18 protein-coding genes are annotated in these 23,873 nt (G+C 57.7%); 4 read left to right on the top strand and 14 right to left on the bottom strand.

The window, feature by feature from the left end; genetic code table 11:
- Positions 1 to 5: 5 nt before the first annotated feature.
- The 3 genes from E1J53_RS04410 to E1J53_RS04400 form a co-directional block, all read right to left on the bottom strand.
- The gene (locus E1J53_RS04410; protein WP_134271312.1) at positions 6 to 737 is read right to left on the bottom strand and encodes a porin family protein; all 732 of its coding nucleotides are present in this window, start codon (positions 735 to 737) and stop codon (positions 6 to 8) included.
- 205 nt (positions 738 to 942) lie between these two features.
- Complete coding sequence (locus tag E1J53_RS04405) at positions 943 to 2,814, bottom strand: tetratricopeptide repeat protein (protein WP_134271313.1); 1,872 nt, start codon at positions 2,812 to 2,814, stop codon at positions 943 to 945.
- A 205-nt stretch (positions 2,815 to 3,019) separates the two neighbouring features.
- Positions 3,020 to 3,925, bottom strand: coding sequence for an alpha/beta hydrolase (locus E1J53_RS04400; RefSeq protein ID WP_216649998.1), 906 nt, complete (start codon positions 3,923 to 3,925; stop codon positions 3,020 to 3,022).
- A gap of 90 nt (positions 3,926 to 4,015) precedes the next feature.
- Here E1J53_RS04400 and E1J53_RS04395 point away from each other — a divergent pair, with 90 nt between their 5' ends.
- Positions 4,016 to 5,143 (top strand): dipeptide epimerase, encoded by a 1,128-nt coding sequence (locus E1J53_RS04395; protein WP_134271314.1) that lies wholly within the window; start codon positions 4,016 to 4,018, stop codon positions 5,141 to 5,143.
- A 4-nt stretch (positions 5,144 to 5,147) separates the two neighbouring features.
- Here E1J53_RS04395 and E1J53_RS04390 read toward each other — a convergent pair whose 3' ends face one another.
- The 3 genes from E1J53_RS04390 to metH form a co-directional block, all read right to left on the bottom strand.
- Positions 5,148 to 6,299, bottom strand: a complete 1,152-nt coding sequence (locus E1J53_RS04390; protein ID WP_134271315.1) for a T9SS type A sorting domain-containing protein — start codon at positions 6,297 to 6,299, stop codon at positions 5,148 to 5,150.
- Between the two features lie 183 nt (positions 6,300 to 6,482).
- Positions 6,483 to 7,040, bottom strand: coding sequence for a hypothetical protein (locus E1J53_RS04385; RefSeq protein ID WP_134271316.1), 558 nt, complete (start codon positions 7,038 to 7,040; stop codon positions 6,483 to 6,485).
- Positions 7,041 to 7,106: 66 nt separating this feature from the next.
- Positions 7,107 to 10,883, bottom strand: a complete 3,777-nt coding sequence (gene metH, locus E1J53_RS04380) for a methionine synthase (RefSeq protein ID WP_134271317.1) — start codon at positions 10,881 to 10,883, stop codon at positions 7,107 to 7,109.
- Between the two features lie 213 nt (positions 10,884 to 11,096).
- Here metH and E1J53_RS04375 point away from each other — a divergent pair, with 213 nt between their 5' ends.
- Positions 11,097 to 11,975 (top strand): DUF6624 domain-containing protein, encoded by an 879-nt coding sequence (locus E1J53_RS04375; RefSeq protein ID WP_134271318.1) that lies wholly within the window; start codon positions 11,097 to 11,099, stop codon positions 11,973 to 11,975.
- 28 nt (positions 11,976 to 12,003) lie between these two features.
- Here E1J53_RS04375 and E1J53_RS04370 read toward each other — a convergent pair whose 3' ends face one another.
- The 8 genes from E1J53_RS04370 to E1J53_RS04335 form a co-directional block, all read right to left on the bottom strand.
- The gene (locus E1J53_RS04370; protein WP_134271319.1) at positions 12,004 to 14,349 is read right to left on the bottom strand and encodes a S9 family peptidase; all 2,346 of its coding nucleotides are present in this window, start codon (positions 14,347 to 14,349) and stop codon (positions 12,004 to 12,006) included.
- 219 nt (positions 14,350 to 14,568) lie between these two features.
- Entirely contained in the window at positions 14,569 to 14,913 is a 345-nt protein-coding gene (locus tag E1J53_RS04365; RefSeq protein ID WP_134271320.1) for a hypothetical protein, read from the bottom strand.
- Positions 14,914 to 15,039: 126 nt separating this feature from the next.
- Complete coding sequence (locus E1J53_RS04360; RefSeq protein WP_134271321.1) at positions 15,040 to 15,882, bottom strand: M15 family metallopeptidase; 843 nt, start codon at positions 15,880 to 15,882, stop codon at positions 15,040 to 15,042.
- A 394-nt stretch (positions 15,883 to 16,276) separates the two neighbouring features.
- A complete protein-coding gene (locus tag E1J53_RS04355; protein WP_134271322.1) occupies positions 16,277 to 16,717 on the bottom strand; it encodes a hypothetical protein in 441 nt (146 codons plus the stop codon).
- Between the two features lie 782 nt (positions 16,718 to 17,499).
- Positions 17,500 to 17,910: a hypothetical protein gene (locus E1J53_RS04350; RefSeq protein WP_134271323.1), complete on the bottom strand. Its 411-nt coding sequence runs from the start codon at positions 17,908 to 17,910 to the stop codon at positions 17,500 to 17,502.
- A 27-nt stretch (positions 17,911 to 17,937) separates the two neighbouring features.
- The gene (locus E1J53_RS04345) at positions 17,938 to 18,153 is read right to left on the bottom strand and encodes an AtpZ/AtpI family protein (protein ID WP_134271324.1); all 216 of its coding nucleotides are present in this window, start codon (positions 18,151 to 18,153) and stop codon (positions 17,938 to 17,940) included.
- The gene (locus tag E1J53_RS04340; protein ID WP_134271325.1) at positions 18,134 to 18,607 is read right to left on the bottom strand and encodes a polymer-forming cytoskeletal protein; all 474 of its coding nucleotides are present in this window, start codon (positions 18,605 to 18,607) and stop codon (positions 18,134 to 18,136) included. The genes E1J53_RS04345 and E1J53_RS04340 overlap by 20 nt, the downstream gene beginning before the upstream one ends.
- A gap of 147 nt (positions 18,608 to 18,754) precedes the next feature.
- Positions 18,755 to 19,801 carry a PorP/SprF family type IX secretion system membrane protein gene (locus tag E1J53_RS04335; RefSeq protein WP_134271326.1) on the bottom strand — a complete coding sequence of 349 codons (1,047 nt, stop codon included), beginning with the start codon at positions 19,799 to 19,801 and terminating at the stop codon, positions 18,755 to 18,757.
- A gap of 409 nt (positions 19,802 to 20,210) precedes the next feature.
- Between E1J53_RS04335 and E1J53_RS04330 the strand changes: the two genes are divergently transcribed.
- Complete coding sequence (locus tag E1J53_RS04330) at positions 20,211 to 21,023, top strand: bifunctional 2-polyprenyl-6-hydroxyphenol methylase/3-demethylubiquinol 3-O-methyltransferase UbiG (RefSeq protein WP_134271327.1); 813 nt, start codon at positions 20,211 to 20,213, stop codon at positions 21,021 to 21,023.
- Between the two features lie 201 nt (positions 21,024 to 21,224).
- A complete protein-coding gene (locus E1J53_RS04325) occupies positions 21,225 to 23,648 on the top strand; it encodes a TonB-dependent receptor (protein WP_134271328.1) in 2,424 nt (807 codons plus the stop codon).
- Positions 23,649 to 23,873 lie beyond the last annotated feature (225 nt).

Here is a 23,873-nt window from a genome sequence, read left to right as displayed (position 1 = left end):
GATGATTAATTCGGAAATTCGATCAACCAGCCCAGCGTCACCTGAATGCCGTGGCTCCGATTAACGTTTTCGATGAAGTTGAACCCGTTGGCCCGGGTCTCGATGACGTCCTTCAGGCCCAGGACGTAGCGGGCCTCCACCATCAGGCCAAACGGGAAGTCGTAGCCGCCCTGCAGCAAGAGGTTGATGTCGTTACTGCCGGTAAGGACCTCGCGAAGGCTTTGCTTAATCTGGAGGTCGGGCCCCAGTTCGGGCATGTTGGAGGTGTAGGTAATCCGGTCCTTGGCAACGTTGAAGGCCACCTGGGCCCCCAGGCCCAGGTTGAGCCCTCCGGCGGGGTAAATCTTGACGAGGCTACCCAGGCTCAGGTACTGATAGTTGAAGGACATGGTGTACTCCAGATCCCGCACGTCAGTGTAGCTAAAATCTCCCCCGCGACTGGTGAAGAGGACTTCGGGCTGCACCGCAAAACGGCTTTTGTAAAAGCGATGATAAAAGGCCACCCCGCCGGCGAATCCGATCTGGGGCAGGTGCTCCACCTGATAGGAGTCGGCCGGAAAGACGTCGGGAATGATGGTGGTGTTTATCTCCTGAATCTGGTGGCGGGTAACTCCGGCCTTCAGGCCGTAGAACCAGGTGTCGGCCAGCGGCTGGGCAACGAGAACTGTGCCGGAGAAGAGGAAGAATAAAAGGAGGAAATGTCGCCGTGGAATACGGGGACGATGGACCTTGGACATGATGGCGAGAATTTGGGATGAGGTATTCGCAAACCGGGTGTTCAAGGTGGCACCCGGCTCTTTCCCAAAGATGACGGCACCCGCGTCCGCGCCCAAGAATGGCTACCGGACAATTACTGGACATCCCCGCAAAGCCAGGCTTTATGCGGGTTCCGTCGGCGGTTTTAAGAATTTGGCAAGCTTGGTCAGCGCCGCTTCGGACGGCTCACAGAACCCGCAAATATTCATCCAACTCCCCTTCGCTGGCGGCCGGCAGCTTTTTCCGCAAGCGGTATTTGGCCTTGTAGAGGCTGTCCTGAGTAACCCCCAGGATGGAGCCGATCTCCTGATTGTTGAGCTGCATCTTGATGAGGGAAGCCAACCGGAACTCCCGCGGACTCAGGTTCTGTTCCGTGGCCGCCCGGAGCCGCCGCTCGAAGTCACCGTGTACCCCCTGGAAGTAGCTGCGGAAATGTTCCCAATCCTGATCGATGCGCGATTCGGAACTGAGCCCGCGGAGGACCCGATCAAGTTTGTGCTGATCGCCCGGCCGCTCTCCCTGAATCTGGTGCAGCTCCTCCCGGAGCTGATCGAGGAGTTGACTCTTCTGAGCCATCTGCAGAGCATGGGTACTCAGTTGGCGTTGCTGGTTCGTGATGCGTTGGGCGAGGCGTTCCTTTTCCAGTTGCTGTCGGGCGGATCGCTGCCGGAAGTTGTTCCACAGCGCAGCCAGAAGGATGAGTAGGGCGGCTACCCCGGCACCGAGCGCCGTCTTCTGCAACCGGTCTACCTGCGACCGGGTTTCCAGGAGCTCGAGTTGGCTTTCCTGTTCCTGAATAATCCGGTCCTGTTTTTCCTTTTCGTACAGCGAAGTGAGTTCGGCGATCTTTTCGGCGATCTCGGCCTGGTAGATACTGTCCCGGTTCTCCTGCACGATTTGTTGGTGACCGTAAGCGGCGGCATAGTCTCCCCGGCGGGCGGCCGCCCGGGCCAGTACGCCGTGCGCAAAAATGAGAAATTCAATCTGTCCCTGCTCGGTGCTCAGCTGGACGGATTCCCGGGCCAGCCGTTCGGCGGCCGTGATCTTGCCCTGCTGGAGCAGCACGTCGGAGCGGTAGGCGAGCAGTTCGGAGAGCACGCGGTTGTGCCCCAGCTCCCGGCTCAGCGCTTCGGCCAGCGAGAGTTCGCGGTTGGCGGCGGACAGGTCGCCCGTCTCCCGGTAGATATTCCCCGTGGTCCGGCGAACGTCGGATTCCAGATCAACGAACTTACCGTCCAGCACCATCTGCAGGGCTTCCTCCCCGTAGGCCAGCCCAGCCTCCGGCTGGCCCTTCAACTGGTAGGCCGAGGCAAGGTTGATGAGGGTGACGGCAGCGTAGTAGTTGTCGTTCGTCCGGCGGAAGTACTCCAGGCTGGCCAGAAAATACTCAACGGCCGTGTCGTAGTCGTTGAGCTCGTAATAGGCAAAGGCAATTTCCTGATCCGCATCGGCCATCCGACTGGAGTCCTGACCCAGCCCGGCCAGTTCCCGGGACACCAGGGCGGCCGACAGGGCGTCGGCAAAGCGCCCCTGCTCGCGGTGAATGCTGGCGGTGAGTTTATTGACGGCACTGCGTTCAACGAAATTTTCGCCTCCCTGCTCGAAGCGCCCGTCGGCCTCGGCCAGGTAATACTGGGCGCTGTCGTAGGCCCCGAATTCCTGGTGAAGAATGGCGGTGTTGAACAGCATGATGCCCTGCAAACGCGGCCAGCCCAGTTCATTATAAATCTTTAGGGCCTTGCCGTAGTTGTGGAAGACGCTGTCCTTGAGTCCCAGAAAATCCTGGACGATGCCCAGGCGCTGATAGCCGGTGGCTTCCCCCTTCGGATAGCCGATGGCTTTACTTTCCTCAATCATCTGCCGGGCGTATGCCGCCGCCTGGGTAAGGTCGTTGTTGGAGGTCGCGCGCCAGAGCTCGACGAGGGTGAGCACCCGGAGGGTATCCCCCTCGGGAAGGGCTTCCAGGGCATTTTCGAGGCTGTCAACCAGTTGCTGATCCTGGCCGGAAAGGGACGGACACCCCAGCAAAAGCAGCGCAAATAGGAGGGTACGAAACATGTGATTTTGGGACTACGGGGCCAGACAAAGATAGGGGATTAGTGGTAGGCTGTTCCGTGAGGTTTCATCAGCGATTCCTGCGGAATCGCGGCAGTTCAAAGGGGCAAATGGTAGCGGCAAGGCATGCCTTGCCGCTACTGGGAAATTCAATGACTTGATGGCCAAAGGGTTAATTCACGGAACAGCTTAGGATCAGTAGCATCGCCTACTGTCCGCCGGGAGGAGGGGCCAGGCGACCCCGGATGAAATCCAGGGCCAGGGAGAAGCCCGGAATGATCATGTTGCCGTGGTGGAAGCCCTCCATTTCAAACAGCATGACGTTCGGATGCCCGCTGAGCTTGAGCATCCGCCAGAAGAAGGCAGTCTCTTCGTAGCGCCCGAAGAGCTCCTTTTCGCGATCGCCGGTCACCAGCAGGATCGGTGGCGCGTCCGGGCGGAGGTGGGAGATGGGGGCGTATTTATCCACCACCACGTCGTTCCACTCCAGACCGCGCTCTTTGCGGGGCGTGAAGTGGGTAATGGTGTGCCCGCTGAAGGGAATCAGGCCCGCCAGGCTATCGGGGTGGTGCCCGAACTCGGCCAGGTAAGTAGTGTCCAGACCAATCATGGAGGTCAGGTAGCCGCCCGCGGAATGGCCGCTGACGTAGACCCGGGAGGGATCCCCGCCGTAGGCTTCAATGTGGTCCAGCACCCAGGCGACCGAGGCGGCCGCATCCTGGGTGTACACGGGATTTTCTACCCGCGGATGTAGGCGATAGTTCACCGTGGCCACGGCGATACCTTCCTCCTCCCACTGGCTGGGGAGATACTTGTTTCCCGCGCTCAAACCTCCGCCGTGAAAGTAGACGACGGTGGCGAATCCGGCGCTGTCGACGGGGTAGTACAGGTCCAGGCGGCAGCGTTCCGTGGCGTAGGCGTCGGTACTTTCCGGCCGGTAGGACAGGTCGGTGAGGGTTTGGTATTCGTAGCTGGCGGGGGCTCGCTGGGCGTGAAGGGTGGCAGTAAATACGCCAACGTTCATTGAGGGCGCCAGCGCGCAGGTGCCGAGGAAATACCAGAGCGCCACGCGAATCTTGAGGGAGAAGGAAGGGGTAGCCGTTCCGGTAAACATAGAGGATGGATGTGTGATAGATTTATGCCAAGGTAATAATCCCGGACTTGCCCTACCTTAAGTGCGCGATTCTAACCATCAAGTATTCCCGTGCAGATCATCCGGATTACCCTGTTTGCTTCCCCCATTGCGCTACGGGAACCCTTCGTGATCGCGCTTGGCCCGTTGACGCAGGCCGAGAACGTGCTGGTCAGGGTGGAAACCAATACCGGGGTAGTGGGCTGGGGGGAAGCGAGTCCCTTTCCGACCATTCACGGGGAAACCATGGACGGCGTCATGGCCGTTGGCAAGTTCCTGGCCCGACAGCTGCTGGGGGCGGATCCGCGGGATATGGCCACCGTTCACCAGCTGATGGATTGTGGTATTGTCGGAAACGCCTGCGCCAAAAGTGCCTTCGATCTGGCCTGCCATGATTTGGCTGCACGGGCGGAAGGCGTACCGCTGTATGCTTACCTCGGGGGCAGTAGTCCCCGGGAGATGTTTACGGACTACACCATCAGTCTGGGCCCGCTGGAGGCCATGGTTGCCAAGGCCCGCTGGATTGTCGCGCAGGGTTTCCCGGTAATCAAGATTAAACTTGGCGGCCCTCCCGATCAGACTGCTGCGGTAGACCCCGACGTGGCCCGGGTGCGGGCCATCGCCCGGGCCGTGGGCCCGGGGGTTCCCCTCCGCCTGGACGCGAACCAGGGCTGGACGACCGAGCGGGCCATCGGCATCCTCAACGATCTGGCGGGATTACCGATTCAGCACTGTGAAGCGCCCATTCATCGCCGGCAGTTTCTTCGGCTTCCGGACTTGCGCTCCCGAAGTCCCATCCCGATCATGGCCGACGAAGCTTGCTGGGACGAGCGGGACCTCCAGCAACTCATTGAGTTGAAGGCGGTGGATAAGATCAACGTCAAGTTGAGTAAGTCCGGAGGGCTTTACCGCGCGCGGAAAATGCTGGCACTGGCCCAAGAAAACGGAATTCCCGTGCAGCTTGGAGGATTTCTGGAAAGTCGTCTGGGATTTACCGCTGCGGCTCACCTGGCTTGTGCCGATCCGGGAGTTAAATATTTTGACTTCGATACGCCCCTCATGCAGGCCATCGACCCCATTGAAGGAGGAATGTCCTACGGTGAAGGTGGGCGGGTGGCCCTGGGGCCGGGAAATGGCCTGGCCGCAACACCCCGTGCGGAGTATTTAAGGGAACTTAAGTGTATCGTGATTGAAGGTTAAGGCGTTACCGCCCGACCAACAAGCGTTTGGTGGCGAGCGTACGACCGCGGTCGTTGCGCAAGCTGTAGAGGTAGATGCCGCGCGGCAATTGGCTCACGTCAATGGTGATGCGCGTCTGATCTCCCAGGGGGCTGAAGTGGCGGGTGGCCACCTTTTGTCCGGTCATGCTGATCAGGTACAGGGAGTGTTCTCCACCGGTAAGACCTTCGATTTCGAAGGTGGCCCGCTGCTGTGCCGGGTTGGGGTATACGGAGATGGAGGCCTGATCCCGGCGGGGGCCGGAAGTGGAACTGGTCGTGCCCGCCCGCTTGTAGGAAATGGAGGTGGCCGTCTGCGTTTCCATATCCGCCTCCACGGTGGCGATGGGGTCAATGCTGTTATCGCTCCAGAAGATGTAGGTGAGGGTGGGCTCCTGCTCCCCGAGGAACTGTCCGAGTTCTCCGCTGAGGGATTGAACGATGGGGGTGACGTCAAGGAAAGGTAAAATGCCCGTCTTAAAGGCGATGCGGGTGTTGATCGTTTCTACCCGTTTTTCGCGCAGCACCTCGTAGGAGGTGCCGTTAAGGGTAAGGTCACCGTAAGCATCGATTTCGTCTTCCCGGGTGGAGATGGTCGTGATCCGGATGGAGTCCACGCCACTAATGGCATCACCCAAAAGGATGAGGATGGTTTGGGGCAGGCTATCCGGAGAAACGACCACGGAATTGGCCGTTTGGGTCATGAAGGAGTTTTCGTAGGTAAGCGGAGCCCGCCGTGCGGGGCGTTGTGGGGAAACGGGGGTAACCAATTCGAAGTCGGGGAAAATATCCAGTCGACCCCGCACACCGACCAGGTTAAAACTGCTGTCGGTGAGTTCGTAATAGCTCAGGTTGACCACGTTGGTGCGGATACGTACGTCGGCATTGGGGAATAGGGTGTCACCAGCCGTTGACTCCACCGGTTCCGTAAAGTTGAAGCGGGGGACGAGGGTGCCAAAATCCCAGCTGCGGTCCGGACCGGCGGTCAGCAGGTCTACGCCCACCGTGCTGGTGCTGTCCGCCACACTAAACCGAAGGGTATCTCCGGCCATGGGGAAATAATTGGTGGTCAGGGTAATCTGAGCGGACACCGTGAAGGAGAGGACCAGTAAAAGAAACAGGGGTAAGGTTTTTGCCATACCGGATAGATCAAGTAGTTTTCTGAGCGCGGGCTGGTCAGTCTATCCGTAACGTGGGATGAAGAGGCCCCCAGCGGGGCAATTTCTCATCAAAAAAACGGTAAATAGACAAGCCTCACCACGAATATACGCCCACGGTACCCCGCAGAGTGGATATTAGGCTTTAATTAACGTCTGTTTGACTCAGGGCTGATCTTCCTCCCGCCAATCCGTAAGCCATTGCCGTGCTCGTTTGGCTCGCTTCCGGCGGACTTCTTTTTCCGCCAGGAAGTGCGGGCTGCGTCGATGATCGGAATCAAAATGCATTTCGTACCCGTAGCGGGGGGAATGTTTTGCCTTCACCATGCTGCCGTTATAGCGGCAGTGATCGTATCCGCAGAGGTGCTTACTGTACACACCGAAATTTCGGTGACGCAGCCGCTTTTCCCGGAGCATACTTTTTTGCCGGCGCCGAATGTCCTGCCAGTCGCGGCGTAGCTCAGGCTGCAGGCGTTCCTGACCCAGGTGCTCCAGTTGATCCCAGGTATCGGGATCTTTCAGGATGAGAAAGTCGTAGTATTTGGGGAAGGCCGCAACGGCGGCCTCCTTCAGACTTTGCTTTTGCTCAAGGGTTAGCTTTTCGGATTCCAGAATACCGCGGAACAAGCCGAGCCGGTTGAAATCGGTGTAGCGATGGTGCTCCCGCAAGATTTGGTGAATCTTGCGGGCGGATAGTTCCCTGATTTTACGACCAATTTCCACGGTGCTGAGGTTACGTCAGCCCATTAATGTTCCGGGGCGGGAAATAAGTTTCCGCCGGGGGATAGTTTACCCCTTGATGGCGGCCAGCCAACGGCTGGCGGTTTCCTCGTCCCATTGCTTGCGCTCGGCGTAGTCGGCCGCCTGATCTTCCTGAATTCCCCGGACGGTGAAGTATTTCGCTTCCGGGTGACTGAGGTACCACCCACTTACGCTACTGGCGGGGTACATGGCCATGCTTTCGGTGAGCTCGATGCCGGTGGTTGCTTTGACGTCCAGCAATTCCCAGAGTTTCACCTTTTCGCTGTGTTCCGGACAGGCCGGGTAGCCGGGTGCTGGTCGGATTCCCCGATACTGCTCGGCGATCAGGGACTCGTTTTCCAGCGTTTCCTCCGGGGCGTAGGCCCAGAATTCCTTCCGCACCCGCTCGTGCATCCGTTCGGCGAAGGCTTCGGCCAGCCGATCGGCCAGGGCCTTGAGCATGATGGCACTGTAGTCATCGTGGGCGGCCTCAAAACGAGCGAGATGTTCCTCGATGCCAATGCCCGCCGTGACGGCAAATCCCCCCAGATAATCCGGTAGTCCGCTGCCGGTGGGTGCGAGGTAATCCACGAGGGAGAGGTTGGGACGACCGGCAGCCTTTTTGGCCTGCTGCCGAAGGTGAAACAGAGAACTTTGCACCTGCGCTCGCGCCTCATCCGCATAGACCTCGATGGTGTCGGTAGCCGCGTCCCCGTTAGCGGGAAAAAATCCAATCACCGCCCTTGCCCGTAGCCACTGCTCGCGGACGAGGGTCGTAAGCATTTCCCGGGCTTCGTGGTAGAGTTTTGTCGCTTCCGCCCCCACCACTTCGTCGGTTAGGATGGCCGGGAATTTACCCGCAAGCCCCCAGCTGCTGAAGAAGGGCGTCCAGTCAATATAATCGACCAGTTCCTCCAGGGGATAGTCTCCAAAAACTTTGGTGCCGAGGAAGGTTGGCTTTGGCGGGGTATAATCGGCCCAGTTTAGTTGGAGCTGGTTAGCCCGGGCGTCCTGAATGGAAAGGAATTTTTTCCCACCCTTTTGGCGCGCCCGGTGTTCCCGAACCCGTTCGTATTCTTCCGCAATTTGTTGGCCATAGGCTTCCTGATCTGCCGTCGTGCCATCCAGTAATTTACCCGCTACGGTAACCGCCCGACTGGCATCGAGCACGTGCACCGTGGGGCCACCGGTGTAGGCGGGCTGAACCTTCAGCGCGGTGTGCGTCTTGCTGGTGGTTGCGCCACCGATCAGCAGGGGAGTAGTCATACCGCGGCGCTCCATTTCCGTGGCGACGGTGACCATCTCGTCGAGGGAAGGGGTGATGAGCCCGCTTAGTCCGATGATGTCGGCGCCCACTCGCTGGGCTTCGTCAAGAATCTTGTTGGCGGGCACCATGACCCCCAGGTCGATGATTTCATAGTTGTTGCAGGCCAGCACAACGCCCACGATATTTTTACCGATGTCGTGAACGTCGCCCTTAACCGTGGCCAGGAGGATGGTGCCCTTGTAGTGGCGTTGGGAGGAACTTTGTGCTCCCCTCTCCAGCGCCTCGGGCGCGTCTGGAGAGGCCCGCCCGGCCTGATGGCCTGTCGGACGGGGGTTGGGGGAGAGGGATTCCCGTTCTGCCTCAATAAACGGCTGCAAATACGCCACCGCCTGTTTCATCACCCGGGCGCTTTTTACCACCTGGGGGAGAAACATTTTGCCGGAGCCAAAGAGGTCTCCCACCACGTTCATGCCGTCCATCAGGGGGCCTTCAATGACGTGCAGTGGACGTGGGTATTTTTGACGCGCCTCTTCGGTATCCTCGGTAATGAATTCCGTAATTCCTCGCACCAGGCTGTGTCGCAGTCTTTCTTCCACGGTGCTTTCCCGCCAGGCAAGGTCTTTGGTGACCGAACGGCCACCGGCATCGCGGACGCTCTCGGCAAAGTCCGTCAGGCGCTCCGTAGCGTCCGGACGGCGGTTGAGCAGCACGTCCTCCACCCGGACAAGCAGATCGTCGGGGATATCCTCGTAGACCTCAATGAGTCCGGCATTGACGATGCCCATGTCCATTCCGGCACGGATGGCGTGGTACAGAAAGGCGGAGTGCATGGCTTCGCGTACTACGTTGTTCCCCCGGAAGGAAAAACTAACGTTGCTGACCCCGCCGCTTACCTTGGCGCCCGGACAGGTCGCCTTGATCGTTCTGGTGGCTTCGATGAAGTCGACGCCATAATTGTTGTGCTCGTCGATCCCCGTGGCCACGGCAAAAATATTGGGATCGAAAATGATATCCTCGGGGGGGAAATTGGCTTGTTCTACCAGTAGCTTATAGGCGCGCTGACAAATTTCCACCTTCCGATCGATGGTGTCGGCTTGCCCGGTTTCGTCGAAGGCCATCACGACGGCCGCGGCACCGTATTGCCGCACGAGGCGTGCCTGACGAAGAAATTCGTCTTCTCCCTCCTTCAGGCTGATGGAATTGACGATGCATTTTCCCTGGACGCATTGCAGCCCCGCTTCGATGACCTCCCATTTGGAGCTGTCAATCATGATGGGCAGTTTCGCAATGTCGGGCTCGGCCATGACGAGGTTGAGGAATTTGACCATGGCCTCTTTCGAATCCAGCAGCCCTTCGTCCATGTTTACGTCGATCACCTGAGCGCCGCCTTCCACCTGGTCACGGGCAACGTCCAGCGCCGTTTCGTAGTCGTCAGATTTGATCAGGCGGGCAAATTTCCGTGACCCCGTTACGTTAGTCCGTTCCCCTACGTTGACGAAATTGGTCTCGGGGCGAATTTCCAGCGGTTCCAGGCCAGAGAGCCGGGTGTACCGGGGTAATTCGGGAATGTCCCTTGGGGCAACTCCCTCCACCGCGAGGGCCATTTGACGAATGTGTTCCGGGGTGGTACCGCAGCACCCCCCGATGAGGTTGACAAAACCGCTGGCGGCGAAGTCACGGATGTAGGACTGCATTTCGTCGGCCCCCTGATCGTACTCACCCATTTCGTTGGGCAGCCCGGCATTGGGGTAGGCGTGGACGTTGCAGTTGGCTACCTTGCTCAGGGCCGCCAGGTGGGCCCGCATCTCCTGCGCCCCGAGGGCGCAGTTGAGCCCGACGCACAGGGGGTTGGCGTGCGCCACGGAGATGTAGAAGGCTTCCACCGTTTGTCCGCTGAGCGTCCGTCCACTGGCGTCCGTAATGGTGCCGGAAATCATGACGGGAAGTTCCCGGTTGATTTCTCCCCGCACCCGCTCCAGTGCAAAGAGTGCTGCCTTGGCGTTGAGGGTATCGAAGATGGTTTCGATCAAAATCAGGTCGGCGCCACCGTCGGCCAAGCCCCTGATCTGGGTGTAGTAGGCATCGGCCAGTTCGGTGAAGGTCACGGCGCGAAAACCCGGATTGTTGACGTCGGGACTGATGGAAAGGGTTCGATTGGTGGGGCCCACGGCCCCGGCCACGAAACGGGGTTTACTGGGGTTTTTTGCCGTGTATTCATCAGCAGCTTCCCGGGCAACCCGGGCGGCCGCTACGTTCATCTCGTACACGATTTCCTGGGTGCCGTAATCTTCCTGGGCGATGCTGGTGCCGGAAAAGGTGTTGGTCTCAATCAGGTCTGCTCCGGCTTCCAGGTACTGTCGGTGAATTTGGCCGATGACGTCTGGCCGGGTCAGGACGAGCAAGTCGTGGTTGCCCTTTAGATCACTGGGATGGTCTTCGAAGTAGCCCTTTCGATAGTCTTTTTCGGTGAGACCGTAGCCCTGGATCAGGCTGCCCATGGCGCCATCCAGTACCAGAATACGTTCACGAAAGAGATCCACTAGAGAGGAGGAAACCATTAAACCGGATTTTGGGGGCGGTAAAGATAATTGGTAACCAACCAGGAAGACATAGGTTGGCCTGCCGTACGGCGAAGGGGCAAATTTGCATAATTCATTCCTCAACGAACAAATGATCGGACTATCTTCCACTCCACGTGAGGCAAAATGGGGTAACATACATTGCCCAACCGGTTTTTATGCTTTTTTTTCGCTCTCCCCAATTCTATTAACATGAAGTTTTTTCTTTCATGCTGTCTGGTCTTTTCTCTGTTCAGCTGCTCCCGAAATGATGCTCCGATGGATTCCTGGTACCTGGGCTGGCGTATGACCTTTAATTTGATGCAAGACCGCCACGCCCTTGCCGCCGAACAGTTTGATTCCCTTCGTACGCTGAGCAACGATATTGAACCCCAGTTTCTGTCCGTGGGGCTAATTAGTCTGAGCAGGCAGGGGCGGGACGAGGAAGTAGCAGTACTTTTTGACGGACTCTCGGAGGACGTCAAGCGTCAGATTTGCCGGTCAAATTCCCTCCGGAAGGCCCCGTTTTGCGCGGAGTACACGGTGTCAGCGCCGGCGGACAGCCTGCTGTCCAAAGCACTGGTTCAGATGTACCTTAACGACCAGGCCGTGCGGGGAAACGTAATGCAAGACGTCATGGAGGAATATGAGGTCCGTCCCGATAGTGGACTGATTGCAAGAGGAATGCTGGACGTTGACCTGGTCAATCGGGAGCGGCTGGCGAACATCATTAAGGAATATGGATTCCCTACGGTCAAATTGGTGGGACAAGAGGCCATGCGGGGGGCTTTCATGGTTATTCAGCACGCAGACCGCGATCCCGACTGGCAGCGAGATCAGCTCCCTCTGGTGGAAGCGGCCGTCGCTGCGGGTGATTTGGAGCGTAAGGACTATGCCTACCTCTACGATCGTATTCAGGTAAACAGCAATTTGCCCCAGCGTTATGGTTCACAGTTTGCTAAGGTTGATCCGGTCAACGGAGTAGCCGAATTAGCCGAAACCGAAGACCCGGAAAATCTGAATGTGCGTCGGAAAGCCATGGGCATGATGCCCATCGAAATGTACCGCAAACTGATCCTGAGCATTCCTTAAACGCTACCCCTTTACGGGAAAATGTCGGTTATTTGGATGGTCCCTCGTACTCCATCCACCTACCCATCTCCCACAGCATGTGCAGAATGCTTTCTTCGGCGGCGTAGCCGTGGTCTTCGTAGGGGAGCAGCACCAGTCGAGCGGTTTTACCCAGGGAGTTCAGGGCCGCAAACATACGCTTGCTCTGCACGGGATAGGTGCCGCTGTTGGAGTCTTCCTCTCCGTGGATCAGCAGCAGCGGGGCATTAATCTTATCGGCGTGCACGAAGGGGCTGAGCTTGATGTACGTATCGGGCACCTCCCAGAAGGAGCGTTCTTCGGCCTGGAAACCAAAGGGCGTCAGGGTGCGGTTGTAGGCGCCGGAGCGCGCAATTCCTCCGGCGAAAAGGTCCGTATGGGCCAGCAGGTGGGCGGTCATGAAGGCCCCGTAGCTGTGGCCGCCAACGTAGATGCGGTTGGGGTCCGCGACGCCCATCTTCACCAGCGTGTCGACCGCAGCCTGGGCGTTCATCTGCACCTGCTCGATGAAGGTTTCGTTGGGTTCCTCATCACCTTCGCCCACGATGGGCATCGCAAAATCGTCGAATACGGCAAAGCCGGCGGCCAGGAAGGGGAGGGGAGACAGCGGACTGATCCGCGTGAACTGGTGCGGACTACTCAGCACCTGTCCGGCCTTGTCAGCGTCCTTATATTCCTGGGGGTAGGCCCACATCAGGATGGGCAGCGGTTGGTCCTGACCGGCCCGCCATCCTTTGGGGGTGTGCAGGTCGCCGCTTAGTTGTACGCCATCTTCCCGGGTATAATTGACCTTTTCGTAGTTGGCGTCCCTCAGGTGAGGGTAGGGGTGCTCAAAATTGGTGAGCTGTATTTCTTCTCCAGTGTCGAGGTGTCGCAAAAAGTAGTTTGGCCGTTCCGTGAGCTGTTCCCGGGCGAGGATGAACCAGTCGGGATCTTCGTCCAGAAAAAACAGGGCCCGCTCGTAGAGGGGTGGGGTAGACTGCCATAAGCGACGCGTTGCTCCCGACTCCAGGTCGTAGGCGTCGATGAAGGGCTGTGATCCTTCGGGGCCGTGCCCCGATCCGGTCAACACCAATTCCCGGCCCTCGTTACGGGTCAGGAGGACTACGTGGTCACTCGGTAGGGTGATGGAGACAAAAGACCCCGGATCGTTGTAGTTGTCTTCCCAATTGTGGTCATGAATGATTTCCGGGCTGCGCGTAGGATCATCGGGCCACCACCGGCGGGTCACCTGCCGTCGGCTTTTCCATTCCCAGTCGACAATGATGGCCAGGTCTTCACGGCACCAGCGCACCGCGCCATAACGCATCTCCAGACGAATACTTTTCTCCGGTTCACCGGTGAAGGGCGCAGTCAGAGAGTACAGTTGCTCCCGATACTCGACATCCTGCCGGGGGTCTCCACCGTCCTGGGCCTCGGTCCAGAAAATCTGGGCCGGATGGTCGCTCCGCCAGGTAAAGCGCCGGCGGTCGGTGATGACGGACCCAAAGGCGGGCGGCAGGTGCTCGGCGGCGGGGCGGTTCGCCAGCTCAATGACCTCCCGGCCATCCCGATCCAGGATAACGATGCGGTCGGCAAATTTCTCGTAGGGGACGCTAAAACTGAAGGGTTCCTCCACGTACGTAGCCAAAAAGTACTGGCTATCCGGCGAGCCGGCCAGCCCGGCAATGATGCCCGGTTTGGCCCACGGACGTTCCGCTCCGGCCTCGATGTCGTGCATGAAAAGCTGCCCAGAAGCGTAGTGCCGGAAGAGGTCCACGTCGTGCTGGCTCTGGAGCAAATTGGTGTAGGTGCGGTTACTGCCCTCCTTACCACTTGTGTCCTGAACGTTGGGACCAAGGACGGGCCGTTCGGGAGCCGGAGCGTCAACGCCCTGGAGGCGACGCTTGATGACGAAAAAATCTTCCCCCACAAAATCGTAGGGCATTCCGCCCAGACTGTTGTTCAGGTCCGCGGCACCCACCGGCGTACACCGCAAATCCTCTTCCCGACAGGTCCATAACTGAAGTCCGGTGGGCGTGGCGATGCAAAAAGCCAGCCGGGTGCCTTTAGGCGACCAGGTGAAATACCGAAAGTTAGCGTCGTCGGGGAGTCCGAGCAGGGGGCGGTCCTCTAGGGTCGTCAGGTTCCGAATGCGGGGGTTGAAGTACCCCCGGGCACCGAAGGGGGTAAAGGTATCCGGGTTGATCTTTCGACCCGCCAGTTTCAACTTGGGTTCCTTCAGCTCCTCGATGGTGGGGTACATCGGCCGGTCCGCCATGAGAATGAGGTTCCGGTCCGGCCCAAACAACATGAGCGGATCGGGCTTGAGGTTTACCAGCCGAGCAATATCTTCAGGAGGGCGTTGATAAGTCATTGGTAATCGGGGCGGGTTTTGGATTTGAGGTACTCGCTGCGGAGGACGATCACGGGCCAGCAAGGCATTTTCATGGCAACGGCGTGCAGGTGCCAGCTTTTGCCGGGAGCGGCCGTGAATCGGGTGCCGAAGGTAAAGTAAATACCTTCAACGGAAAAAGCTCCCGGTCGGTTCTGACCGGGAGCTTTCTGTTTGTTGCGTTATTGGGGGAGGCCCGGACTATTCGTCATAGGAGGCATCTACCGTATCGATGACGACACTACCGAAACTGTAGTCGGCATATTTTTCGAGGTGGTTGAAGGCCAGGTTGTCCGGCCAGTTGCTATCGTCCGGCACCCACTCCTCCAGTAAGCTTTCCAAAATTGAGAGGAAGTTTTCTTCCAGCCAATCTTCGGCTTCGTCCAGATCGTCAAATTCCGGAATGAGGAAGACCATCGAAAGGTCCGAGGGGTCTTCGGGATCAACTTCACTAGCCAGTGCCGGATTCTCCTGAATGGCCCAGTGAAGGAGTGCTTCGTTAGGGGTGATGATCAGGGGAAGACGATTGATGTCATAGAGTTCCATACGGGTAGACCAATTTATCTTGTTGGGACAAGATAAGCCGATAATTAGGTTCCCGCAGCAAAAAAAGCGTCCGGCCCAAGAATTCTTCCGGACGGCTTAGGGGCGAGAGGAAATGCACTGGGATAATTACTCTTTGCAGTCGGGATTGATCCCCAGAACGTAGTTGTTGATCACCCCGATTTGCGGAGCGGCCTCCGCTCCTTCAAACCCACTGATGTCTTCGTCCTTGAGGGCACTGGCCGCAAAATCAGTGAGCTGGGTGGCCAGCGGGAGGTAACTCCAGTGCCACCGCTCTTCTTCGTAACCGGAGGGTCGGTCGGCACCCTTGGGCGTATAGGGTTGACAGAAGCCGTATTCGTGGGCGTGTGCAACGAGCCAGTCGTAGACCTCCTTTCCCTTGCCCGCATCAAAGAATTCATTGGTCAGCGCGTTCAGGTCAATGTCCGTGCCCCAGTGATGGCGGCTCGTGCCGGGCATGGAGGAGTAGCGGAGAATCGCCCGCGCCCGGTCGGCCGGATCGGGATAAACCTCATCGGCTTTTTCCTTGCCTTCCAGCAGGCGTTGTCCCTTCCATTTGGCTTCCCAAATTTGTCGCTGTCGCTGGAAATTTCGGGTGGCGGAAACCATGATGAGCTGCACACCATCGGCCATGGCCGCAGCGTGCATTTTTTCAAAGGCAGCGTAGGTTTCCCGGTGCAGCAGGTAGGGATCACCGTCGGTGTACCTGGCGGCTACCTTCACGAAGTCCGGGTGCTGCCCGGGGTCGAACTTCCCGGTCAGGTACTCGTAGGGTGGCATACCGAAGACCGTGGTGTCTTCTTTGGCCAACACCGGCCGCGACGGGGGAATGGTGTCCGTTGCCATCACCTCCCCTGCCACCGAAGCGGCTTCCGTGTCGGTTTCGGTTGGCGTAGTATTCGGATTACAGGCCATGCAGATCAATACGAGAACGGGGAGGAGGTATTTCATAAAACGAAGGTAATGGGTTCTCGGAATCTTCGGTCTCTCGTCGGACGAATTAAAATCGCCCGCGGCGATTCTTTCGTCCGACGAGTTTCGTGGGAAAAGACATTTATGGAAAGGAAGTAAGGGCCATCACCCCATCACAAAACATTGCTCGAAAAGGGGAAGGTCATTGGCGCATTCGTCGGACGCCCCCGCGGTATGGTCGACACATCCAGGGGGTTGAAGTGGCACATTCGTCGGACGCCCCCGCGGTATGGTCGGCACATCCAGGGGGCTAAAGTAAGGGGCGCTACTCCATCACAAAACATTGTTTGAAAAGGAGAAGGTCATTGGCGCATTCGTCGGACGCCCCCGCCGTCCCGGCGGGAAGGCGTCCGACGACAGAGGTGCATCTTGCTTAGATATACTTCCCTAAAATCTCCCGAGCTAGTTCTTGATTGCATAGTGTTCCGTTGCGCAACCCATAATAGTCCTGAGCCGAGGAGAAGGGCCATTCTTCCTCCCGGTTCGCCAGGCCGGCCACAACCGGATTGGCGTGGATGTAGTGAAAGCACCGGGCTACGTAGGGCACTAGATCATTTTTGTTTTCTTCCAGTTCGATGAAATCAAGATGAGCCAATTTTGCTTTGGTCTTGGCCTTAAATAAACTACCCCTTCTTGCGTATCTACGGTTATAAGCTTTGGTGTAGCTGCTAAGCATAGTCTTTATCTCGTGGCTCATACGCTGCTGATAGACGTTGTCCGGAGATCCCTGACCATCATCCGGAGCCTTTTTTGTGCTACTTAGAGAAATGCCTTCTGATTTCACGCGCACCAAAAAGTGAAAGTGATCTGGCATGAGACAATAGCATAGAACGTCACACACGGGGATAAGGTGCTTCCTAACTTTCCGGAGGAAGAAGTGATAGTTTTCTTCCGATCGGAACAAGGGCTCATAATTGATACTCTGGTTGTAAAGGTGATAGATGCCGTGCGGTGAATACATATCCGGAAAATACCGCATTCCCCTCTCGTCGGACGAATTAAAATCGCCCAAGGCGATTCCTTCGTCCGACGAGTTTCGTGGGAAAAGACATTTATGGGAGGGAAGTAAGGGGCTGCCACTCCATCCCAAAACATTGCTCGAAAAGGAGACGGTCGTCGGCGCATTCGTTGGATGCCCCGCGGCATGGTCGGCACCTCCAGGGGGCTGAAGTAAGGGGCGCTACCTCATCACAAAACATTGCTCGAAGCGGTTATGCCCATCGGCACATTCGTCGGACGCCCCCGCGGCATGGTCGGCACCTCCAGGGGGCTGAAGTAAGGGGCGCTACCTCATCACAAAACATTGCTCGAAGCGGTTATGCCCATCGGCGCATTCGTTGGATGCCCCGCGGCATGGTCGGCACCTCCAGGGGGCTGAAGTAAGGGGCGCTACCTCATCACAAAACATTGCTCGAAGCGGTTATGCCCATCGGCACATTCGTCGGACGCCCCCGCGGTATGGTCGGCACATCCAGGGGGCTGAAGTAAGGGGCGCCATCCCATCAAAAACATTGCTCGAAAAGGAGAAGGCCGTCGGCACATTCGTCGGACGCCCCCGCCGTCCCGGCGGGAAGGCGTCCGACGAGGACGCAAAAGTTACTCCTCGCCGGTTGCGGTCGATGGGGGAGGCGTCTCCGCGGCAATTTTCACCAGGGCCACCACCTCCAGCAGCGTGAAGGTCAGGTAGATCAGAAAGAAGGGAATGATGAAGAGCTTATTCTCCGGTGCACCCAACAAGATGTAGGCCGCCGCTACGCCACCGCAGAGAAACAACTTCACCATGGTAATCCCCAGGAAGGCGTTGCCAAAAAGAAATTTGTTCTTGGCCGCCGCGGTGCGTTTCCCTACCCAGAATATACCCAGGGAAAGCAGGGACAGTAAAATGAAGATGCCCACCGTTAGCGGCACGGCATAATCCAGTGGAAGCAGTGCGTGGCAAGTCAGGGCACCACCGGCGGCAATCAGGGCTGCGGCAGCAAAGAGTTGGAAAAAGCGGGGATAGGTCATAGCAAATGACGATTAGGGCTGCGAAGGTCACAAAAAATCCCTCAACGACAAATACAGTCCCCCAACAACACCCACCAGACTAAAAACAACGGTCAACCAGGGATCCGTCCCCAGTTGACCGTCGAGGTATTGACCCAGAAAGGTGAATACCAGAATTGTAACAATGAGTTGCATCGCCAGGCCGCTGTACTTGATCCAGTTACGGCCCTTTTCGCCCGGATGATCAGGCTTTGACTGCGACATTCTCCTTTTGTTTCAGTGGGTTACCGCCAGATTTATGGGACGATGGCGCCGCCGAAGGCGTCGCGTTGCCCGTTACCGTACAGGTGCCATTGATCTCGCAGCCCGCCATCACGGCCATCTTCTTGGCGCGGATGTCTCCACTGACTTTAGCCGTCTCGCGAAGGTTGAGCATATCCTTGACCAGAAGGTTTCCCTTGAAGGAGCCCTCCACGACGGCATTGACGCATTCCACGTCTCCCTCAATTCGGCCCTTCGGGCCAATGATCAATTTGGCCTGACAGTTCAGGTTACCCACCAGCGTCCCGTCGATCCGGATATCGCCTCCTGCCTTCAGATCACCTTCGATGGTGGTTTTAGCGTCAATGGTGTTGACGCCTCCGCCACCGGTTGGTGCGCTGGAGCGGCTGGAACTATCGGTTTTCTTTGCGTCTTTCCCGTTATTATTTCCGAACATGCTTTTCGTTTAGAGTGTGTAATGATGAATGAAAGAGGATAACTGGGAACGTAGATAGAATATTTCAAGGCTCCTGAGATGACTTTTTTGCGGGCCAATTGAGCCCGCAGCGTACCCCCGGGAGGGCAGGAGCAAAAACAGCTTGGGTTAGAACTGAGGACAGTAAACTCCGCGGCGCTGACCGCCACAAATCTTGTACTGCAGGGACAGTTCAAAACCACCGTTACCGTCGGTAGCGGTATTCAGTTGGCTCGTGTTCAGATCATAGCTAAACCCGAGGGCAAAGTTTTCGTAATCAAAGCGCGTACTCAGAATCAGCGCGTCGGTCAGGATATTGGAATCATACCGATTGCTGATGCGCGTCCATACCCCCACCTGAAAGGATTGGGTGGAGCGGTTACGACCGCCGTCCAGGAGGAATTTCAGGTTAGTACCTGCGTTGACCTGGAAGCTGGGGCCCTGGGTCATCATAATGACACCGGGTACGACGCCGAAACGCTGGCCAACCATGAATTCACCACCGGCGTGGGCGGTGTAACGGCTGTAGAGCAGCTCACTGGCGTTACTGTCGAAGCTTTGGTTGGCGCGGTTGAGGTGATGGAAGGCACCGCCGATGTAGAGGCTGTTGTGCTCGTCGAATACCATAAACCAGAGCAGGCCGGCCGCAAGGTCAGCAAACAGGAACTGGTCGCGGTCAAAACCATTTTCACCGCTGACGGCGTTGGGGTCAAATCCTCCGGCGCCGTCGTGCTGGGTGCCCCAGCGCAGGGCCAGGAAGTTCAGGCTCCGCTGGGCGGCACCGCCCTCAACACCGGCCACCAGGTAGTTGCCGTAGTTACGGCTTCCCCCCATTTTCTTACTGTAACTCAGGGAGAGCTTACCCGTGGTGGTGGCAAAATCGGCTTCACCGGCGCGGTCGCCCCAGAAGGTTCCGCCAATGCCGAAAAAGTCATTGCGGCCAACGGCTACCCGCTGGTCGTAGCTGACGCTGTAGGTCTGGAAGGCATTACTACCGAGAATGGAAGCCCATTGGCTGCGGTAGTTCACCGCAATGCGGCTATTACAGTTCATTACTCCCGTCATGGCCGGATTGAGGTTCAACGGCGACATGTAAAACTGGGAGAAGTGGATGTCTTGTGCCTGCAAGCCCAGAACGCAGAACAAAACGAAACAACAAGTCTGGAGTAACTTCATGGTGGGCAGAACTAGAGATTTTGGGATCCTGGAGTCGGGGTAGTGAGCCATACTAAGGTGACAAATGTACACAAAAGGCGGACAGCTCACGTAGGGATGAGGCGTTAAAGTTATCCCTCATTCACTTAATGTCGGCAAATACCGAAACCGTAACGGTTTGCACAAACATTTTAGTCTGAAAGAATCACCTCTTGTTGGAAAGGTCGTCCAACGTGAGGTTCCGGCGGTAGCTTTTGTCCACTACGGTCAGTGCTCCAGAAATTCGATTGGTTTTTTGGGCAACGGGGTGCAGGTGCCAGGGAAGTAGGGTAAGGAGCCAGAAAAATTGGGATTTAATCCCCTGCCTTCCTCAAAGACCCCGCAACTTTCTGACTTCGCTGGCTATTTTCGCCCCATAACCCCACCATCAATGGAAAACTACCTGGACATAAACCGCGACACCTGGAACCAGCGCGTAAAGGCCCACCTGAGCAGTGACTTTTACGACGTCGAGGGTTGGCTCGCCGGAGCAGACAGCCTCAAAGACATTGAACTGGCCCTGCTGCCCGATAATCTGGAGGACCTGCGGGTGCTGCACCTCCAGTGTCATTTCGGGCAGGATACCCTCTCCCTGGCGCGCCGCGGCGCGCAGGTGACCGGCGTAGACCTCAGCGACCGGGCCATCGAAGCGGCCAATGACCTGGCCCAACGGGCAGGACTTGCCGACCGGTCCCGCTTCATCAACTGCGATCTGTACAGCCTGCCCGATCACCTGAACGAAGCGTTCGATATCGTCTTCACCTCCTACGGCACCATCGGCTGGCTCCCCGACATCAAGCGGTGGGCGGACATTGTGGCCCGCTTCCTGCGCCCGGGAGGACAGTTCGTCTTCGCCGAATTCCACCCCTTCGTGTGGCTATGGAACGAAGAGCGTACGGCCATTAAGTACCCCTACTTTTCCAAAGAGGCCATCGTGGAGGCGGCCAGCGGAAGCTATACCGACGGTAGCGAAGCGGTCGGCGGCACGGAAGTCAGCTGGGATCATCCCCTCAGTGAGGTCATCACCGCCCTGATCGACGCCGGCCTACAACTGAAGTCTTTTCAGGAACACGATTACTCCCCCTACGACTGCTTCCACGATACCGTGGAAGTTGCGCCGGGTAAGTATCACCTTAAGCAAATGCCGGGACTGATTCCCATGGTCTACAGTCTGGACTACCTGAAACCCGAATCGGAGAAATAATTTATGGCCCGGGGGATCCTTCACTTAGATTTTCTGCGGGAAGTCATCTTTCCCGGATCAGCAGTCTTCTGCCAATAACTTTTTTACCTTTGCGGGCGAAACATGGGGTGCTGTCCCAATTCCTGGGCGGCTGAGATTATACCCTTGATTTGTTAATCAGGAACCTGCCCGGGTAATGCCGGGAAGGGAAAAACATTCGCCATGAAGCGATTGATCTTCTGCGCCGTACTGGCGCTGCTGTGCGGGAGCACGGCCTTTGCCCAAAAACTTATTTCCGGAACCGTAACCGACGCTGATGATCAGCCCCTGGTGGGACTGTCGGTCACGGTGGAGGGCACCCAGACGGGAGTGGTTACTAACGCCCGGGGCGCATTCGTTTTGGAGGTGCCCAGAGAAAATGTCAATGGCTTTATCGTCATGACGGGCTACGGAGCTCCCCGGAAAGTTGCGGTCTCGTCTTTCTTTCAGGATGTGCCGCTCGGCATCCAGTTTGTCGGTGAAAGCACCGTAACCCAGGTACCGTTTGAGGCCGTCACCGTCACGGCCACCGCCGCCACGTCCAAGACTCCGGTCACCTTCACCGAGGTGTCCAGCGCCGAGATCGCCGAGCGTAACCTCGGCCAGGATGCTCCCTACCTGCTCAAGTGGACGCCTTCCGTGGTCGTTAACGCCGACGCCGGGACGGGCATCGGCTACACCGGCATCTGGATCCGGGGATCCGACCCCACCCGGACGAACATCACCATCAACGGGATACCCTACAACGACTCCGAAAGCCAGGGCGTATTCTGGGTAAACCTGCCCGGGTTTTCAAGTTCGGCGGACAACATCCAAATCCAGCGCGGCGTCGGTACCAGCACCAACGGTGCCGGAGCCTTCGGTGCCACCATCGACTTTAACACCAACGAAATCAACGAGGGCCGCCGACTTAGCGTCGACGGCAGTATCGGTAGCTTCGGCACGCGCCGCGGGGAGGTGAACTACACCAGCGGACTGCTCGACAACGGACTGAAAATTGACGCCCGCTACAGCCAGATTCACTCCGACGGCTACGTGGACCGCGCTTCGGCCGACCTGACGGGTTACTACGCCGGACTTTCCTACGTAGCCGATAATGGGGCTGTCTGGCGATTCAACGCTTTTGGAGGCAATGAAGTCACTTACCAAAGCTGGTTCGGCGTCACCCAGGATCAGATCGATGAGTTTGGCCGGACGTACAATCCCGCCGGCACCGAAAAGGAAGGCGAACCCTACGACGACGAAACCGATAATTACGGCCAGCGCCATTACCAGTTGCATTACAACAACGCCTTCAACGATCGGTGGACACTGGGCATCAGCGGCCACTACACCCGGGGCCGCGGATACTTTGAGCAGTATAAGGCGGACGAGGATCTGGTCGACTACGGCATCACCGCTGAAGTCCCCACGAGTGACCTGATTCGTCGCCGCTGGCTGGATAACCACTTCTACGGAGCGGTGTACAGCCTGCGGTACCGCGCCAGTGAAACCTTGGATTTCACCTTCGGCGGTTCGGCAAACGAATACCTGGGCGACCACTTCGGGGAAGTCGTCTGGGCCCGCAACGCCGGCGATTCCGAAATCCGTGACCGCTACTACGACAACGACGCCACCAAGCGGGACTTCAACAATTACCTGCGCACCAACTACGGATTCGGCGGTGGATTCAACGCCTACCTGGACCTCCAGCTGCGGAACGTCAACTACGAATTCCTGGGCCTGGACGAGAACCTCAGCTTCATCGACCAGTCGGCCAGCCTGACCTTCTTCAACCCCAAGGCGGGATTGCTCTATGACTTCGGCGACGGCCAGGCCTACGCCAGTTTCGGGGTAGCCCAGCGGGAACCTAACCGGAATGACTTTGTCGACAACCCCGTGTCCTCCCGCCCCCGCCCGGAACGGCTTTACAATACCGAAATCGGCCTGCGGCGGCAGCGTGGTCGCTTAAACTACGGCGCCAACTTCTACTACATGGACTACCGGGACCAGTTGGTCCTGACCGGAGAACTGAACGACGTGGGGGCCGGTATCCGCACGAACGTTCCCGAAAGCTACCGCCTGGGGCTGGAGCTACAGGGAGGCCTGGCCGTCAACGATCAGCTCACGGTGGGCGGTAACCTGACCCTGAGCCGCAATCGTATCCGAAACTTCACGGAATTCCTGGACGACTTTGACGCTGACTTCAACTATCTGGGGCAGGTCGCGGTGGAAAGAGAAGATACCCCGATTGCCTTCAGCCCGAACGTCACCGGAGCGCTAACGATAGACTATAGCTTCCTGCCCCGCAATTCCCGTCATGACCTTACGGCCGGCCTACAGGCCAAGTACGTTGGGGAACGCTTCGTGGACAACAGCGGCGACCCCGCCGCGGCCCTGGACGCCTTCTACTACGCCGACTTCCGGCTGGCCTACGGCCTGCGCACCGGCAACGAGGATTCTCCCCGCATCCGGCTCACCCTCCTGGTCCGTAACCTAACCGACGAGCTCTACGTCTCCAACGGCTGGAGTTACCGGTTCCGGGCGGACAATGAGCCCTCCCTACTCATGGGAATGTACCCACAGGCCGGCAGAAACTTCCTGCTGGGACTGGGCTTCGACTTTTAAGGGCCAACAAATTCCTGGGGGCAAAGACCACCAAATTACCCACGGGGTGAAGGGCATTGACCAATGTCTTTCACCCCGTTTTAACGTTTACTTGACGCGGCGATGTTTCGCGGGAGTAAACTCTTGGCCACTACTTCTGCGTTAGCAATAATGCTTCCCAACCTCGCGTAGTAGCGGGGTCGGAGGGAGCGGACCCCCAAGTTTGTTTCCATAAAGTAGAACCAA

Source organism: Lewinella sp. W8 (genome assembly GCF_004375085.3).
In the GTDB taxonomy this organism is placed as follows: Bacteria; Bacteroidota; Bacteroidia; order Chitinophagales; family Saprospiraceae; genus Neolewinella.
This window is presented reverse-complemented; position numbering and strand designations above follow the sequence as displayed.